The following is a 15,984-nucleotide window of genomic DNA, read 5'->3' on the forward strand; positions in this document are numbered from 1 at the left end:
CAACAGGCACGGCTCGGGAGCGGAGTCAGGGGGCGGGCAAGCGCTGTAGCCCCGGAAAAAGGGGCGGCGCTCGCCGAATCTACGCGGTAGGTGTTCTCACCGCAACGACATCACAGCAACGTTCGCACGTGCCACAACTCGGGGAACAGCACCACATCGAGCATCTTGCGCAGATAGGGTGCCCCGCTGGTGCCGCCTGTGCCTTGCTTGAAGCCGATGATGCGCTCGACAGTCGTCACGTGGCGGAAGCGCCATTGGCGGAAGGCATCTTCGAGATCGACCAATTCCTCGGCCATCTCATACAACTCCCAGTGCTGCGACGGGTTGCGATACACCTCGAGCCACGCCGCCTCGACGGTCTCGTCGTGAGGCGTCGGCTGCGTCCAGTCGCGTTCGAGCCGTGCCGGGGCAATCGCGAAGCCTCGACGGGCGAGCAGACGCACCACCTCGTCATAGAACGACGGGGCGTTGAGCGCCGCTTCCACCTGCTGGAAGAGGTCGGGACGATGCGAATGGGGCTTGAGCATCGCCGCATTCTTGTTGCCCAGCATGAATTCCAGAATGCGGTACTGATACGACTGAAAGCCCGACGAGCTGCCCAGTGACGGACGCATCGACGAATACTCGGACGGCGTCATCGTCGCCAGCACGCTCCATGCCTGAACCAGTTGTTCGAGAATGCGCGATACCCGCGCAAGCATCTTGAATGCGGGCGGCAATTCGTCGTTGTGAACCGCAGAGCGTGCCGCCTGCAATTCGTACAACGCGAGCTTCATCCACAACTCGCTCGTCTGATGCTGAATGATGAACAGCATCTCGTTGTGATCGGTCGAGCGCGGATGTTGTGCATTCAGAATCGGATCGAGCGACAGGTAGTCGCCGTAGCTCATGCTCTTGGAAAAATCGAGTTGAGCATCGTGCCATTGGGTCGCGTCGGCGGGCGCGCTTTGCGAGGCTTTCGCGTCGCCCGTCGCGTTGTCTGCGCCCTGATGCCCGAACGGGCACCCGCCTTGTGCGGGTGTGGTGTCCACCGGCGTGTCTTTGTGGCCGCTTGTAGAGGAGGGTTTGCTCATGCTGATCATTCCTCTCTCAGGTCACCGCGCCGCGACGATGAAACTCGGGCTTGTCCCACGAGCCCGTGCTCAGCACGTCGCGCAAAATCTCGACCGAATCCCAGACATCGGCAAAGCTCGTATACAGCGGCGTCATGCCGAAACGCATGATGCGCGGCTCGCGATAGTCACCGATGACCCCGCGTGCGATCAACGCCTGAATCACGGCAAATCCTTCCGGATGCTCGAAGCTCACCTGCGAGCCTCGTGCGGCGTGATCGCGCGGCGTCACCAGTGTCAGCGGGAATTCGGCGCAGCGCGTTTCCACCAGTTGGATGAACAGATCGGTCAACGCGAGCGATTTGCGACGCAGCGCGTCCATCGATGTCTGCGCGAAGATATCCAGACCGCACTGCACGAGCGAGAGCGAGACAATCGGTTGCGTGCCGCACAGATAACGTCCAATGCCTTCGTCCGGCGTGTATTCCGGCAGCATGGCGAACGGCGTGCGATGGCCCCACCAACCCGACAGCGGTTGCCAGAAGGTGTCCTGGTGACGCTTGTTGACCCATACGAACGCCGGCGAACCCGGGCCGCCGTTCAGATATTTGTACGTGCAGCCCACGGCATAGTCTGCGCCGGCGCCGTTCAGATCGACCGGCACCGCACCGGCCGAGTGGCAGAGATCCCACACCACCAGTGCACCGGCCGCATGGATCTCCGCTGTGCGTGCGGCCATGTCGTACATGGCGCCGGTGCGGTAGTTCACATGCGTGAGCAGCACCACGGCGACATCGTTACCCAGCGCGCTCGGCAGTTCGTCCGGCGAATCGATCAGACGCAGCGAGTAGCCGTCGTCGAGCAGGCGCGTGAGGCCTTGCACGATGTAGAGGTCGGTCGGGAAGGTGCTGCGCTCCGAGACGATCACTTTGCGTTGCGGCCCACGCTTGCGCTGCGCATCGAGGGCGGCGGCCATCACCTTGAACAGGTTGCTCGACGTGGTGTCCGTTACCACGACTTCGCCTTTGCCCGCACCGACGATCGGTGCCAGCGCATCGCCCAACGTGCGCGGCAGCGCGAACCAGTTTGCCTCGTTCCAACTGCGGATGAGACCCTTGCCCCATTCGGCGGCGATCACTTCCTGTGCGCGTTTGGCAGAAGCCAGCGGGCGGGCGCCCAGCGAATTGCCATCGAGATAGATCACATCAGGTGGCAGATCGAATTGCGCGCGCAGCGGGGCGAGCGGATCGGCCACATCGAGGGCCAGACAATCGTTGCGAGAAGACGTCATGGTTTGCGCTTTGTGAGTGAAATCAATACAGAAAAAGAAGTCCGTTCAAAGGGAGCGCAGTACCGCGCGTACCGGGCTCGCATCGAGCCGCATGAACTTGAGTGGCAATGCGATGAGTTCGTAGTCGCCCGGTGCAATTGCGTCGAGTACCAGCCCTTCGAGGATGGCCATGCGATGCGCGCGAATGCGGTGATGCGCGTCCATCGTCTTGCTCTCCTGCGGATCGAGCGACGGCGTGTCGATACCGACCAACGTCACACCGTGCGACGCGAGCAGGTCGATGGTCTCGGGCGCCACTGCGCAAAACGCGCTATCCCAGCGCACCACCGGCGCGCGCTCATACGTGCGCAGCAGGACACGCGGCGGTACATCCGTCAGATGCGGCGCAACCATCTCCGGCGTGACGACCGGCGATGCGCCGAGGCAATGCATCACCCTGCATGGCCCCAGATACGTCTCCAACGGCACTTCGCCAATGAAGGCGCCGTCGTCGTCGTAATGACGCGGTGCGTCGGCATGCGCACCTGTATGTGGCGATAGCGTGATGCGTCCCACATTGACCGGGCAGCCCGGTCCGATCTGCCAGACGGACTGTTCGGAGAACGGCGTGTCACCGGGCCAGACGGGGGTGTCGCTCGAGAGCGGGGCGCTGATATCCCATATGCGGCGCTCGTTGCGCGCATCGGCAGGGCGTTGGCTGGGTGCGGTCATGGACGTGCGCCATAGCGTGAATCGATATGCGCATCTTAGAAGAATTCGCGTCGCAAGTGCTTGCGTATTCGTGGATCGCGATGAGTGAAATTGATAGTGGAAACGTGTTTTTTGGAGATTGACGAAAGAAAATTCGACAATATGGCGAAGTGGTCGAATTTTTGACGATTCGCCGTACTGCGCGATTCGCGTTTTCGGACGCGCCCGTGCAGTGATCGGAAAGGGCCTATTGAGGGTTCTGCGTTCCTTGCGCCATTTCCTCGATCAGACGGCGCAACGTGGCTTTGAGCAAGGCGGATTGTTCCGTGCCGAAGCGGGCGAGCACCCCGGCTTCGTGCCGGCGTGCGCTGGCGAGCAACGGCGCGACGCGCGCCCGTCCGGTGTCGGTCAGCGAGACCAATGACTGACGCCGATCCGTCGCGCATTCGCCGCGCACGACGTCGCCTGTCGCTTCCAGCCGGTCGACGACTTTGGTGAGCGTCGGCTGCTTGGCGAGCACAATGTCGGCCAGTTGATTGATGGTGCGCGCGCGGCCATCGGAGAGCGTGGCGAGCACTCGCCACTCCGACACGCCCAGGCCAGCCGCGGCGACTTCGCGATGAAACTCATTGGAGACCAGCGTGCTCGCCCGGGCGAGCAGATACGCCAGATAATCGTCGACGAACGGTGCTCCGCCGGCTGGCATGGGGGCTTACCCGAGCGACTGCGGCTTGTGGAAGCCGCCGGCGTGAAAGATCAGCGGCATGCGCTCGGAAACGTTCGCATGGACGCCGCAACGCTCGACTTCACCGACGAAGATGACGTGATCGCCTTCGTTGTAACGGCTGCGGTTATGACACTCGAACCAGGCAAGCGCACCATCGAGCACTGGCGTGCCCGATGGCGACAACGTGTATGGCACACCCGCAAAACGGTCGCCTTTCATCGTGGCAAAGCGCTTGCAGATGTCGAGTTGATCGGCCGCGAGCACATTCACGGCGTAGTGCGAGTTTTCGCGGAAGACGGGCATGCTGCCCGCTCGCGTGGCGAGACTCCACAGAATGAGCGGCGGCGTGAGCGACACCGAATTGAACGAACTGGCGGTGATACCGATAAGCGAGCCGTCGTCGGCTCGCGTGGTGATTACCGTTACCCCGGTCGCAAATTGACCGAGCGCATGACGAAAAGCTGCGTTGTCGAAATCTGGCACTGCGGCGCGTTTGGCGTTCACTGTCCCTGCACTCCCGTCCGGCTAATTTGATCGGGTTGATTTGTATGAATATTCATATACTATGGCACGAACAACAGATCGACAAGACGCATGACGGCCAGCAGCGTGCCACGGGGCGAAGCAGCCCCCGGCGGGCGAGAGGGTCAGACGCTCAGGAGACGATATGCTGATCGAGCGAATCGAGCATAAGTGGATCGACGTATTTGCCGCGACCTTGCGGCGCTGCGACATACGACCCGGCGATGTGGTGGCGATTGTAGCTGAAACGCAATCCCGGCCTGTCAACGTGGAATTAGCCCAGCTTGCCGCCGAATCGCTTGGCGCCAGGCCTTTCCGGCTCATTGTCCCAAGCCCGCGCGTGAGTGCCCCTGTGCCGGTGCGTTCGACGGGCGCGAGCGATGCGCTGGGTCAATTGGCCCCGGTCGTGGCGGCGCTGCGGGCGGCGACGCTTGTCGTCGATTGCACTGTCGAAGGCCTGGTGCATGCCCCCGAACTGCCCGAGATTCTGGGCGGTGGCGCGCGCGTGCTGATGGTCTCCAACGAACATCCCGAAATTCTGGAACGCTGCGCGACCGATCCGGCGCTCGAGCCGAAAGTGCGTGCAGCGATCAAGCGTTTGCGCGGCGCCGCGCAAATGCACGTCACGTCCGGCGCTGGCACCGATCTGCGCATCGGTCTTCGCGACGCCCGCGTGGGCGGTGTCTGGGGCTGGTGCGCCAAGCCCGGACAGGTCGCCCACTGGCCGGGCGGTCTGGCGCTGGCGTTCCCCGCTGCCCATAGCGTGAACGGCCGGCTCGTGCTCGCCCCCGGCGACATCAATCTGACGTTCAAACAATATCTGCGCGATCGCATCGAACTCACGGTCGAGGACGACTATGTCGTCGCCATCGACGGCGAAGGCGTCGACGTCGACCTCATGCGCGAGTACTTCGCTGCGTGGGGAGATCGCGAAGCGTATGCCGTCTCGCACGTCGGCTTCGGCCTGAACCCGCGGGCGCGCTGGGATGCACTCGCCTGCTACGACAAGCGCGATTGCAACGGCACGGAGCAGCGCGCCTTCGCGGGCAACTTCCTGTATTCGACGGGCGCCAACGAAGTGGCGGGACGTCATACGCTCGGTCACTTCGATTTGCCGCTACGGCGCTGCACGATCGCGCTCGATGGGGATGTCGTCGTGCGCGACGGGCAATTGCAAGGCGAGTTCGCATCATGACGCTTTCCGTACCCGCCTGCCGCACGGCGGGCGATGGCCCGCTCACGCTCGTGCTGCTGCACGGTATCGGCGGCAATCGTCAGGTCTGGCCGTCGCAATTCGAGACATTCGTGGCGGCGGGCTATCGCGTCGTGGCCTGGGACATGCCCGGTTACGGCGAGAGCGCCATGCCGGCCGAGCCGGCGATGGCGTCGCTGGCTGACAGCCTGAGGACGTTGCTCGATGCGTTGGGGCCGTCGCGATTCGTGCTCGTCGGACACAGCATGGGTGGCATGGTCGCGCAGGAGTTGATGGCACGCGGCGAGCCGTTCACGCGGGATATTGCTGCGCTCGTGTTGTGCGGCACGTCGCCCGCATTCGGCAAACCGGATGGCGACTTTCAGCGCGAGTTCGTGCGTCAGCGCACGGCGCCGCTCGATGCGGGCAAGACGCTGCGCGAGATGGCCGAGGCCATCGTGCCGGGCATGCTCGGCGAGCCGGATGCCGCCGCGCGTGCCCGCGCGCACGCACTGGCGGTCGACGCGATGGGCGCGCTTACCCCAGACGCCTACCGTGCGGCGCTGCAAGCGCTGGTCGGTTTCGAGCAGCGCGCCGCGCTTGCTCGTCTGACTGTGCCGGTGCTGCTCATCGCGGGCGAGCACGACACCAATGCGCCACCGAAAGTCATGGCGCGTATGGCCGAGTCGATCCCGCAGGCTCGATACGTTTGCCTGCCCGGCGCAGGACATCTCATGAATCTGACGCACCCGGCGGCATTCGACGCCGAGGTGCGCGCTTTCCTCGCAACACTCTAGGAGACTACCGTGGCCTATCAGCCCCCTTCGATCGTCGGCGAGCACTACCCGCTCACAGACAAGCAGCGGCACCTTTTGGCGCTGGCCGAGCAAGTGGGGCGCGAGTCGCTCGCGCCGCGTGCCGCCCGCTGGGATCGCGAAGCGTCGTTCCCGTTCGAGAATTACGACGACATGCGTGCCGCTGGCCTGCTGAAGTTGTGCATTCCCGAGTCGGACGGTGGTCTGGGCGCCGATTTCGCCACTTATATGATGGTCTCCGCCGAGCTGGGTCGTCACTGTGGCGCCACGGCGCTCACGTTCAACATGCACACCTGCTCGATGATGTGGACCGGCATTCTTGCCGACGATCTCGACATGACGCCCGAGCAGCGTGCGGAACACGCGCGCTATCGCGAGCATCACTTTGCGCGCGTGATTCAGGACGGAGCGATCTACGCACAGCCGTTCTCGGAAGGCAGCGCGGCGGCGGCGGGCAAGGCGCCATTCGGCACGACCGCGACGAAGGTTGACGGCGGCTGGAAGATCAATGGACGCAAGATTTTCGCGTCGCTCTCGGGGGCGGCCAACTACTACGGCGTGTTGTGTACCGAGGACAAGCCCGAGTTGTCGATGAAGGACACGTTCTACATCGCCGTGCCGGGCGACGCGCCGGGCGTGAGCGTCACCGGTGACTGGGATCCGCTCGGGATGCGGGGCACCGTCTCGCGCACGTTGCTCTTCAAGGACGTGTTCGTCCCCGACGAACTGCAACTGATGCCGCGAGGCGTCTACTATCAGGCCGCGAGCCGCTGGCCGCACATGTTCATGACGCTCGCCCCGACGTACATGGGGATCGCTCAGGCCGCCTACGATTTCACGGTGCGTTATCTTCGCGGGGAAGCGGAAGGGATGGGCGCGCCGGTCAAACGTCGCATGTATCCGACCAAGCAGATTGCCGTCGCGCAAATGCATATCATGCTCGAGCAAACGCGCGCGCTGTTCCTTCGCGCCTTGCAGGACGGCCGAGCCGATCCGGGCAAGGAGGCGCGTATGCGAGCGTATGCAGCGCAGTACACGATCATGGAGAATGCCAACGAGCTGTGCCGTCTCGCCATTCGCACCTGCGGCGGGCAGTCGATGCTCAAAACGCTGCCGCTCGAGCGCATGTATCGCGATTCGCGTTGCGGCGCGTTGATGCTGCCGTGGACGGCAGAGCTGTGCCTCGATCGTATCGGCCGCGAGGCGCTCTACGAACCGGGCGAGTCCGACGAGTAAGCAGCGCGCCGGCATCGCGAATCAGCGAAGCGGCGAGGTGGGCGGGGCGCATGGAACGCACTGTCGAAGGCCATCACGAACCGGTCGTCGGCCCGGCGTCTCGCCGTCTGTCTTGTTACGGAGAACAAGTTGACGCCTTTTGTAGAAGCGCTTGCCCGTCACGCACGCGCCACGCCGGAGCGGTTGGCGTTGCGGTGTGGCATTGGCGATGAATCGGAGCAGACCGACTATGCCGCGTTGTGGCGACGCGTCGAGCGGGTGGGCGGGCATTTGCGCAGCACCTGGCGCATCGCGCCGGGCGAGCGTGTTGCGTGTCTCGGCCTGAACGACGAGTTGCAACTGGCGCTGCTGTTCGCGTGCGCCCGCGCTGGTGCCATCTTCCTGCCGTTGAACTTCCGCCTTGCCGTGCCCGAACTGGCCGCCATCGTGCGCCACGCAGGCGTGCGTGTGTTGTGGTTCGACGCGACGCATCGCGATGCCGCTCGTCAGATTCGCGACTCGCTTGAACAGGAGGCTGTCACCGGCCGCCCGCCGCCCGCCATCGCACCGATCGAAGGGCTTATCGCCGTGCCATCGGCCAAGCCGGTCGACTATCCCGACGTTGCGGCCGATGCGCCGGTGCTGCTCGTGTACACGTCCGGCACGACGGGAGAACCCAAGGGCGCATTGCACACACAGGCGGGGCTGCTCGCCAATGCCGAAGCCAGTTGGTGGGCGCACGACATGCGCGCCGACGACCACATCCTGTCGACCTTGCCGATGTTCCACGTCGGCGGCCTATGTATCCAGACGTTGCCTGCATTGCTGCGCGGGGCGAGCGTTACGCTGCACCCGCGTTTCGATCCGGGCGCCTGGCTATCGGACGTCGCAAAGCATCGTCCGACGCTCTCGCTGATGGTGCCCGCCACGCTGCGGGCCGTGCAGTTGCATCCGGCGTGGCCGACCACGGATTTGTCGTCGCTACGTGGGGTGATGGCCGGGTCCAGCGTGGTGCCGATGTCCGCCATCGATGCGTTCCACGCGCGAGGTATCCCGCTCGGGCAGGTGTACGGAGCGACGGAAACCGGCCCGGTGTCGATTGCGCTGCGCTTCGGCGAAGCGAAGGCGCATCCCGGTGCGGTCGGCCGTGCGTGCCCGGGCGTCGAAGTGCGGCTGACCGACGTGGCCGGGCAGGACGTGCCTGCGGGAGACGTCGGCGAAATACTCGTGCGCGCACCGAACGTGATGCGCGAATACTGGCGTGCGCCCGGACACGTTTCGTTCGCGCACGGCTGGTTCCATTCGGGCGATCTGGCGCGGTTGCACGAGGACGGCTGCTTCGAAGTCGTGGGCCGCAGCAAGGACATGATCATCTCGGGTGGCGAGAACATTTATCCAGCGGAAATCGAGAATGCGCTGGTTGATTGCCCCTGCGTTCTGGAGGCCGCCGTCGTCGGCGTGCCGGACGAACGATGGGGTGAGGTGCCCGTCGCCGTCATCGTGCCTTTGCCATCGGCGAGTGTCACGCCGCAAACCGTGCTCGACTTCCTTGGCGAGCGCATCGCTCGCTTCAAATTGCCGAGACGGGTCGTCATTCTCGACACGCTACCCAAAAGCGCACTTGGGAAAGTGCAAAAGCCGATTCTCATCGCCTGGTTATCGGCGGCGCCGGATTCGCAAAAGTCTACTGCCGGTCGGTAATCGGAATCTCTATCCCGGTTTCGCTTAAAAACGCCGAATCCCTTGTGTGAACAGGGATTCGGCGTTTTTTTGTGCCTGCATTCTGCACTGCATAAGGGAAAATACCTATGCGCAATCTCCCAATTTGTTACCATGCGGTGAGAATCGAATTTTTTACTTTGGGAATTGCATCGCAAGATAGCGCCCATGTCGTCATCGGCAGCTAGCCCGCTGATTTTTCCGCTTTCTTTTGTTTTCAAGACGATGGACACCACCGAAGCTCAATCGGTCTCCGAGCGCGTGCTGCAAGTTCTTGTGACTGTGGCGCGTCACGGACGACCGATCGCGGCACGCGAGATCGCCGCGCAAACGAGCCTGCCGCTCTCCACGGTTTACCGCCACCTCGTGCCGCTCAAGAAGTGGGGCCTGGTGCAAGAGCACGCCCATGAGGCGCTCTACGAACCGGGGCCGGTCGGCGTGCAATTGGCGTGGGGTTTCGACCACAACTCGCATCTTGTCACCCAGGCACGTGAGGAAATCGACGCGCTCGTGCAGCGCACGGGCGAAACCGTCGGTCTGCTCGTGGCCGCCAACGGCCAGGTCGTCTGCCTCGACATGCACGAGAGCGAGCAGTCGCTGCGTTGCTCCTTTGCCAAGGGACGCGCGCACCCGCTGGTGCACGGCGCCTCTGCCAAGGCGCTGCTCTCGTTCCTGCCGCAAGCCACTCGCGAAAGTCTGATCGGCCGCCAATTGGCCGGCCAGCCGGTGGCGCAGGAGCGTCTCGCCGCACAGGTCGAAGAGATTCGCAAGCAGCGATATGCGGTGTCCGAAAGTGAAGTGGATTTCGGCGTCTGGGGCGTATCGGCCCCGGTGTTCGCCGCCAAGGAACGTTTGGAAGGCACCATCACCCTGATGGCGCCGGCCGTGCGTGTGGCTCAGCGCCACGAAGAGCTGATCCGCCTCACGGTGGCGGCAGCCGAGCGTATTTCGAATCGATTGCAGTACTTTTAACCGGTTTTATCCGACCGAGACTACACGAAGGAGTACCAGATGAAATTGCGTCACATCCTGTTCACGATGGCGCTGGCCGTCACCTGCTCGAGCAAGGTCTTCGCTGCCGACGACGTGCTACGTGTTGCCACCGACGCGACCTTCCCGCCGTTCGAATACGTGGAAAACGGCAAGCGCACCGGCTTCGACGTCGAAATGATCGAAGCGCTGGGCAAGGCAATGGGCAAGAAGGTCGAATGGACGGATATCGATTTCAAGGGCCTGATCCCGGCCGTGCTGTCCAAGCGTGTCGACGTGGCCGCTTCGGCGATCTACATCACCGACGAGCGTCTGAAGGTCGTGAACTTCACGCATCCGTATTACACCGGCGGTCTGGCCATCATGGTCAAGGCTGACAACACCAGCATCAAGGAACCGGCCGATCTGGCAGGCAAGAAGGTGTCGGTGCAGGTGGGTACGAAGTCGGTGCAGTTCCTGAAGGAAAGCTATCCGAAGGTCGAGCGCGTGGAAGTCGAGAAGAACGACCAGATGTTCGAACTCGTGAAGATCGGCCGTGCCGATGCTGCCGTGACCGGCAAGCCGGCAGCGCTGCTGTACGCCAAGGCCAACCCCGGCGTGAAGGTGCTCGACAAGACGCTGACCGTCGAGCGTTATGGCTTCGCCGTGCGCAAGGGCGACACCGAACTGACCAACGACTTGAACAAGGCGCTGGAAAAGGTCCGTGCAGACGGCACCTACGCCGCGCTGGTCAGCAAGTACTTCGGTACCGCGAAGTAAGCACATCGCTAACGTAATACCCGGGCGGGTCCGCCGTCCCTCTGAATGGGACGACGGCACCCGCCGATGCAATGAAGCAGTAGAGCAACTGACGGAGTACGCATGGAACTCGATTTTTCGCCGGTGTGGGCAAACTGGCAGGACCTCGCGCGCGGCGCGCTCGTTACCGTCGAGGTAACTGCCTGCGCACTGGCGCTGGGCTGCGTGTTGGGTTTGCTGGTCGGCATGGGCCGCCTGAATCCGGCGCATCGCATTCGCTACGGCATTTGTACCGCCTATGTCACGTTTATCCGTGGCACGCCGTTGCTGGTGCAACTCTTTATCCTGTTCTTCGGCCTGCCTCAGTTCGACATTCTGCTGCCGGCATTCATGTGCGGTGTGCTGGGTCTTGGCATCTATAGCGGTGCCTATGTCTCGGAAATCGTGCGCGGTGCCATCCAGTCGATCGAGCGCGGTCAGATGGAAGCGGCACGCTCGCTCGGCATGCCTTACGGTCAGGCCATGCGTTCGGTGATTCTGCCGCAGGCCGTCGTGCGCATGATTCCGCCGCTGGGCAACGAATTCATTGCGCTGATCAAGAACTCGGCCCTCGTGTCGCTGCTCACCATTCACGACGTGATGCACGAAGGCCAGAAGATCATCAGCGTGTCGTACCGCTCGCTGGAAGTGTATCTGGCGATTGCGTTTGTTTATCTGATTCTGACCGGTGCCACCACGCTGCTCCTGCAGCGCGCCGAGAAGTCCCTGCGTGCCGGAGGTGCCGTGCAATGAGCGAAGTGAAGAAGGAATTCGGCGCCCCGATCCTGAAGATCGAAGGGCTGGGCAAGGCCTACGGCAGCCATCAGGTGCTCAAGGGCATCGACTTCGAAGTCGATGCGCGTCAGGTGGTGGTGGTCATCGGCCCGAGCGGTTCAGGCAAGAGTACGTTCCTGCGTTGTTGCAACGGGCTGGAGACAGCCGAGCAGGGCACCATCGAAATCGTGGGCAAGAAGCTCGTCGATCACGGCCAGATGATGGGCGAGAACGCGCTCAATCATCTGCGCACCGAAGTGGGCATGGTGTTTCAGTCGTTCAACCTGTTCCCGCATCTGACCGTGCTCGATAACGTCACGCTCGCACCGCGCAAGCTGCGCGGCATGAAGAGCGCCGATGCCGAGAAGCTCGCCCGCGAATTGCTCGCCAAGGTGGGGCTGGCGGCCAAGGCCGACGTCTACCCGAGCACGCTCTCGGGTGGTCAGAAGCAGCGTGTGGCAATTGCGCGCGCGCTGGCCATGCAGCCGCAAGTCATGTTGTTCGACGAGCCGACCTCGGCGCTCGATCCGGAACTCGTGGGTGAAGTGCTGCAGGTGATGAAGGCACTCGCGAACGATGGCATGACGATGCTGGTGGTTACGCACGAGATGGGATTTGCGCGAGAAGTGGCCGATGTCGTGGTTGTGATGGACCAGGGCCGGATCATCGAAGCGGGTGCGCCTGAGCAGATTTTCACCGCACCGCGCGAAGCGCGTACGCGTGAATTCCTGCAAGCGGTCATCGCACGATAAGGCAAGGCGGGAAAACGTATGACAATTGATCGAACGGTCTGGCAAGGCCGTGTGGATACCGGCGAGGCCGGCCATACCCTGCGTCTGCATCAGGTGCTGCGCGATTACGATGCGTCGCAGGCTGCCGGTGGCGCGGTCGTGCTGGGCTTTTGCAGTGACGAAGGCGTGCGCCGTAATCATGGGCGTCAGGGCGCGGTCGCCGGCCCCGACATGCTGCGCCGCGCGCTGGCGAGCCTGCCCGTGAAGGGCACGCCCCTCGTGTTCGACGGCGGCAATATCGTGTGCGCGGACGACCGGCTCGAAGCGGCGCAAGCGGCGCTCGGCCACCGCGTGGCCGGAGTACTGGCCGCAGGTGCGCTTCCGGTGGTGCTGGGTGGCGGACATGAGATTGCCTACGGTACGTTCCTTGGCGTTGCCGAGCATTTCGGCGATCGCCTGCGCGACGAGCCGATCCTGATCCTCAACTTCGACGCGCACTTCGACCTGCGTGCGCAGCCGACGGCCAGCTCGGGTACGCCGTTCTGGCAGATCTCGCAGTTGCTCGCGGGACGTCAGGCGCCGTTCCATTACGCCTGCCTTGGCGTGAGCCGCTACAGCAACACCGACGCACTCTTCGAGCGTGCGAATGCGCTGAATGTGGACTACTGGCTGGACGAGACGATGCTTGCGCACCGTCTGCCGGAAATGTGCGAGCAGCTCGAGAAGAAGCTCGCACAGGTGAGCCATGTGTACCTGACCATCGATATGGACGTGCTGCCCGGCGAGAAAGCCCCGGGCGTGTCTGCGCCGGCGGCGCATGGCGTGGCGTTGGAAGTTGTGGAAACGCTCATCGGCGTGGTGCGCCGTTCGGGCAAGTTGCGTGTGGCGGATATTGCCGAGTACAACCCGACGTATGATCGCGACGGTCTGACCGCACGCGTTGGCGCTCGTCTCCTGCATCCGCTCATCACGCAGTTGCGGGCCTGAACGCGCCGATGCGCCGCGCGAGCCTCCCGTAGGCGCAATTTGCGCCGTTTGCAGGACTTCTGCGCGACAATAGGGCGGGCGATCGAGCCATCGATCGCCCGCCCTATTTCTTTTGTGCGCTGCCGCATAAAACATAGCCGACAAGCGAGGTCATGATGACAGAGCAGACGAACTCCCCGAGCGATACCCGTACCCAAGTCGCCACGCTGGCGGGTGGCTGTTTTTGGTGTCTCGAAGCCTGCTATCAGCAGTTGGACGGCGTAAAGTCCGTCGTCTCGGGTTATGAAGGCGGTCACGTCGACAACCCGACCTACGATCAGGTCTGTGAAGGCGATACCGGTCACGCGGAAGTGGTGCAATTGACCTACGATCCGGACGTGGTCTCCTTCGAGGAACTGTTGATCGTGTTCTTCCAGATTCACGACCCGACCACCGTCAATCGTCAGGGCAATGACGTCGGCACGCAGTATCGCTCCGCCATCTTCTATCAGGACGAGAAGCAAAAGGAGGTCGCTGAGCATCTCATCGCCGAACTGATGGCCGAGATGACGTACCCCGCACCGATCGTCACACAAGTGGTGCCGACGCAGACGTTCTGGCCCGCCGAGGCGTATCACCAGAACTACTTCCGCCAGCATCCCGATCAGGGCTACTGCGCTTACGTGGTTGCCCCGAAGCTCAAGAAATTCCGCGAGAAGTTCGCGCGCCGGCTCAAGTCGGCAGCGTAATCGCGGCGGCCGCCGCCATTCCCGAGATATCGGCCCGCTTTCGCAGACTCGGGACGGCGGTGCGCTACCGCTGCGTCACAGAATCGAGCAGGGGCCGTTTTGCATCGGGTCGCGGGGATCGTGGCGGGTGTAGCGATTATCACTCGACCGTGGTGAGCGGCCCAGATCGGAGCGTTGCCGACATCGCGCCAACTGGGCGGTGAAATCGTTAAGGGTCGTTTCGTCCTGTGTCGCAGGGGCATATCCGGCCGGCGGCAAGGTGGTCTGTCCGCGCATGCCCGCTGCCCGGTAGTGAAAGCCGAGAATCTGCGCGTGATCTTCCCGGATACGCGAAGCGTGCGGATTGCCTTCATGGAGAAACGCCAGTTCGCTCTCGCCGGCGAAGAGAAACGCAGCCTCGTCCACCGTGTCAAGCGCCGGGAACGTGAACCGCCCTATGTCGATGCTGTGCGCCCCGACGTCATAGCTCAATGCGCTCAGCGTTCCCGGTAAATACTCCGGGTCGTCGCGAAGCAGCGAAGGCAGGCCCATTGCCTTGATTCGCGCGTCGACTGAGATTGTGCCCGCTGCGGGGTGCAACGTCAGAAGTTCGCCAAGCACTTTGCGCAGTTCGGCGTTGCTGGCGTATCGCCGGGTTCCGCACTCGCTCTGCGGGGTGACGAGTTCAGCGAGCACGTTATTGAAGTAGTCGTTCACCGGAACGGGATGGCATTGGATGGTGGCACGGCGAAAGTGAGCAACGTCCAGCTTCGCCTCGGACGACGTGGGTTGCGAGGCGCGAGGCTGGTTCGCGATATTCTCCATATCGATGACGATCTCATGGCGATTCGCGCGAGCATCAATCTCATACGAAACGGGGTTGAGTTGCGCGTAAGGAATTGCTATGGCGAGGAACGGCATAGTTCATGCTCCCTGAGGGTAGGTGATGCGGGAAAGGGGGGGCGCTGAGGCAAATCAACGTGTGCCTGACGGTAGCCTTTGCCGTACGCTCGGCATCAGCCGACGACACTAACGGACGCACCACTGGCTGCCGCAAACAGGATCAGGCAGGGCTCTCCTACATGGGCGGCATGTCCGTAGGCAGCGTCGAGGCTGTCGAAGAAGAACGCTTCTGCCGCGCTCTGCACCTGCTGCGTCACGATCTCGAAGCGATGGTGATCGAAGCGAATGTCGAGATACGTGAGACTCGTGTGAAACCAGACCACATAGCCGGAAAATGGCAGTACCGATGGCAGCGCCGGGACGGTGCTCGCCGTGTGCGACTTGTCGTCTGACACCGTGACGGTCTGCGCTTCAAGCCAGCGTCGATAGTCTTCGCGCACAGGTCGATTTTTCATGGTCGTATCTCCCGAGAAGTGACGACGACGCTTCCTGAGGCGTCGAGCGATGGTGCGGCCGTTGTCAAGGCACGGTTTTCGGAAATGGCCGGGGCGTTGCCGAATTTGCATCGCGCCGCCGAGGCAGGCGATGTCCGGCGAGGCCGCCACGTCATATGGATGCCAGCCGTCGTGTCGGGACGTCATCCGAGCCCCCCAAAAGGGCTGGCCTTGCGGCATCGGGCCAACCCTGTCGATGATGCCCAGTACGCCGGCTTACGGGGTAAAGGAGCGTCCGAAAGGGGTATCGGACAACACCCTGTTTTGACGAAGCGAGAGAAAAACAAGAGGGCCGTCGCCTGGCCGGGTGAATGTTGCGCGTCCTGCCGTTGAATTTCCCTCATGCCGTTCCGTCATCGGACGCCGTGGGCGCGAGGATGGCGGAGCGTCAAGGTGCG

Annotated in this window: 17 protein-coding genes; 10 read left to right on the forward strand and 7 right to left on the reverse strand. The window is 62.9% G+C overall.

Translation table 11 applies throughout. The annotated features are described in order from the left end of the window. Positions 1-110: 110 nt before the first annotated feature. The 5 genes from kynA to PCO31110_RS18435 all read right to left on the reverse strand — a co-directional run bounded on the left by kynA (position 111) and on the right by PCO31110_RS18435 (position 4,264). Positions 111-1,073 carry a tryptophan 2,3-dioxygenase gene (gene kynA, locus PCO31110_RS18415; RefSeq protein ID WP_150585823.1) on the reverse strand — a complete coding sequence of 321 codons (963 nt, stop codon included), beginning with the start codon at positions 1,071-1,073 and terminating at the stop codon, positions 111-113. Between the two features lie 16 nt (positions 1,074-1,089). Beyond that, on the reverse strand, positions 1,090-2,343 hold the full coding sequence (gene kynU / locus PCO31110_RS18420; protein ID WP_150691099.1) for a kynureninase: 1,254 nt from the start codon (positions 2,341-2,343) through the stop codon (positions 1,090-1,092). Between the two features lie 45 nt (positions 2,344-2,388). After that, positions 2,389-3,054, reverse strand: a complete 666-nt coding sequence (gene kynB / locus PCO31110_RS18425; RefSeq protein WP_010808507.1) for an arylformamidase — start codon at positions 3,052-3,054, stop codon at positions 2,389-2,391. A gap of 226 nt (positions 3,055-3,280) precedes the next feature. After that, a complete protein-coding gene (locus PCO31110_RS18430) occupies positions 3,281-3,739 on the reverse strand; it encodes a MarR family winged helix-turn-helix transcriptional regulator (RefSeq protein ID WP_010808509.1) in 459 nt (152 codons plus the stop codon). A gap of 6 nt (positions 3,740-3,745) precedes the next feature. Further along, positions 3,746-4,264, reverse strand: a complete 519-nt coding sequence (locus PCO31110_RS18435) for a flavin reductase family protein (protein WP_010808510.1) — start codon at positions 4,262-4,264, stop codon at positions 3,746-3,748. A gap of 163 nt (positions 4,265-4,427) precedes the next feature. Between PCO31110_RS18435 and PCO31110_RS18440 the strand changes: the two genes are divergently transcribed. The 10 genes from PCO31110_RS18440 to msrA all read left to right on the forward strand — a co-directional run bounded on the left by PCO31110_RS18440 (position 4,428) and on the right by msrA (position 14,210). Beyond that, positions 4,428-5,477: a 2,5-dihydroxypyridine 5,6-dioxygenase NicX family protein gene (locus PCO31110_RS18440; protein WP_150691100.1), complete on the forward strand. Its 1,050-nt coding sequence runs from the start codon at positions 4,428-4,430 to the stop codon at positions 5,475-5,477. Beyond that, positions 5,474-6,271 (forward strand): alpha/beta fold hydrolase, encoded by a 798-nt coding sequence (locus PCO31110_RS18445; protein ID WP_150691101.1) that lies wholly within the window; start codon positions 5,474-5,476, stop codon positions 6,269-6,271. The genes PCO31110_RS18440 and PCO31110_RS18445 overlap by 4 nt, the downstream gene beginning before the upstream one ends. A gap of 9 nt (positions 6,272-6,280) precedes the next feature. Then, positions 6,281-7,525 carry an acyl-CoA dehydrogenase family protein gene (locus PCO31110_RS18450; RefSeq protein WP_010808513.1) on the forward strand — a complete coding sequence of 415 codons (1,245 nt, stop codon included), beginning with the start codon at positions 6,281-6,283 and terminating at the stop codon, positions 7,523-7,525. 129 nt (positions 7,526-7,654) lie between these two features. After that, positions 7,655-9,205: a class I adenylate-forming enzyme family protein gene (locus PCO31110_RS18455; RefSeq protein WP_150691102.1), complete on the forward strand. Its 1,551-nt coding sequence runs from the start codon at positions 7,655-7,657 to the stop codon at positions 9,203-9,205. A gap of 243 nt (positions 9,206-9,448) precedes the next feature. Continuing rightward, entirely contained in the window at positions 9,449-10,195 is a 747-nt protein-coding gene (locus tag PCO31110_RS18460; protein ID WP_036662131.1) for an IclR family transcriptional regulator, read from the forward strand. A 39-nt stretch (positions 10,196-10,234) separates the two neighbouring features. Next, entirely contained in the window at positions 10,235-10,972 is a 738-nt protein-coding gene (locus tag PCO31110_RS18465; RefSeq protein WP_010808516.1) for a transporter substrate-binding domain-containing protein, read from the forward strand. 102 nt (positions 10,973-11,074) lie between these two features. After that, positions 11,075-11,743 carry an amino acid ABC transporter permease gene (locus PCO31110_RS18470; protein ID WP_010808517.1) on the forward strand — a complete coding sequence of 223 codons (669 nt, stop codon included), beginning with the start codon at positions 11,075-11,077 and terminating at the stop codon, positions 11,741-11,743. After that, positions 11,740-12,516: an amino acid ABC transporter ATP-binding protein gene (locus PCO31110_RS18475; RefSeq protein WP_010808518.1), complete on the forward strand. Its 777-nt coding sequence runs from the start codon at positions 11,740-11,742 to the stop codon at positions 12,514-12,516. The genes PCO31110_RS18470 and PCO31110_RS18475 overlap by 4 nt, the downstream gene beginning before the upstream one ends. Before the next feature lie 18 nt (positions 12,517-12,534). Further along, positions 12,535-13,482, forward strand: coding sequence for a formimidoylglutamase (hutG, locus tag PCO31110_RS18480; RefSeq protein WP_010808519.1), 948 nt, complete (start codon positions 12,535-12,537; stop codon positions 13,480-13,482). A 152-nt stretch (positions 13,483-13,634) separates the two neighbouring features. Then, positions 13,635-14,210, forward strand: coding sequence for a peptide-methionine (S)-S-oxide reductase MsrA (msrA, locus tag PCO31110_RS18485; protein ID WP_010808520.1), 576 nt, complete (start codon positions 13,635-13,637; stop codon positions 14,208-14,210). Positions 14,211-14,285: 75 nt separating this feature from the next. On the opposite strand, the gene PCO31110_RS18490 is transcribed toward msrA, so the two are convergent. Together PCO31110_RS18490 and PCO31110_RS18495 are read right to left on the reverse strand one after the other, a co-directional pair. After that, positions 14,286-15,110 (reverse strand): hypothetical protein, encoded by an 825-nt coding sequence (locus PCO31110_RS18490; RefSeq protein WP_150691103.1) that lies wholly within the window; start codon positions 15,108-15,110, stop codon positions 14,286-14,288. A 95-nt stretch (positions 15,111-15,205) separates the two neighbouring features. Further along, positions 15,206-15,547, reverse strand: coding sequence for a hypothetical protein (locus PCO31110_RS18495; RefSeq protein WP_150691104.1), 342 nt, complete (start codon positions 15,545-15,547; stop codon positions 15,206-15,208). Between the last annotated feature and the right edge of the window lie 437 nt (positions 15,548-15,984).

The sequence above is a fragment of the Pandoraea communis genome (genome assembly GCF_902459745.1).
GTDB lineage: Bacteria > Pseudomonadota > Gammaproteobacteria > Burkholderiales > Burkholderiaceae > Pandoraea > Pandoraea communis.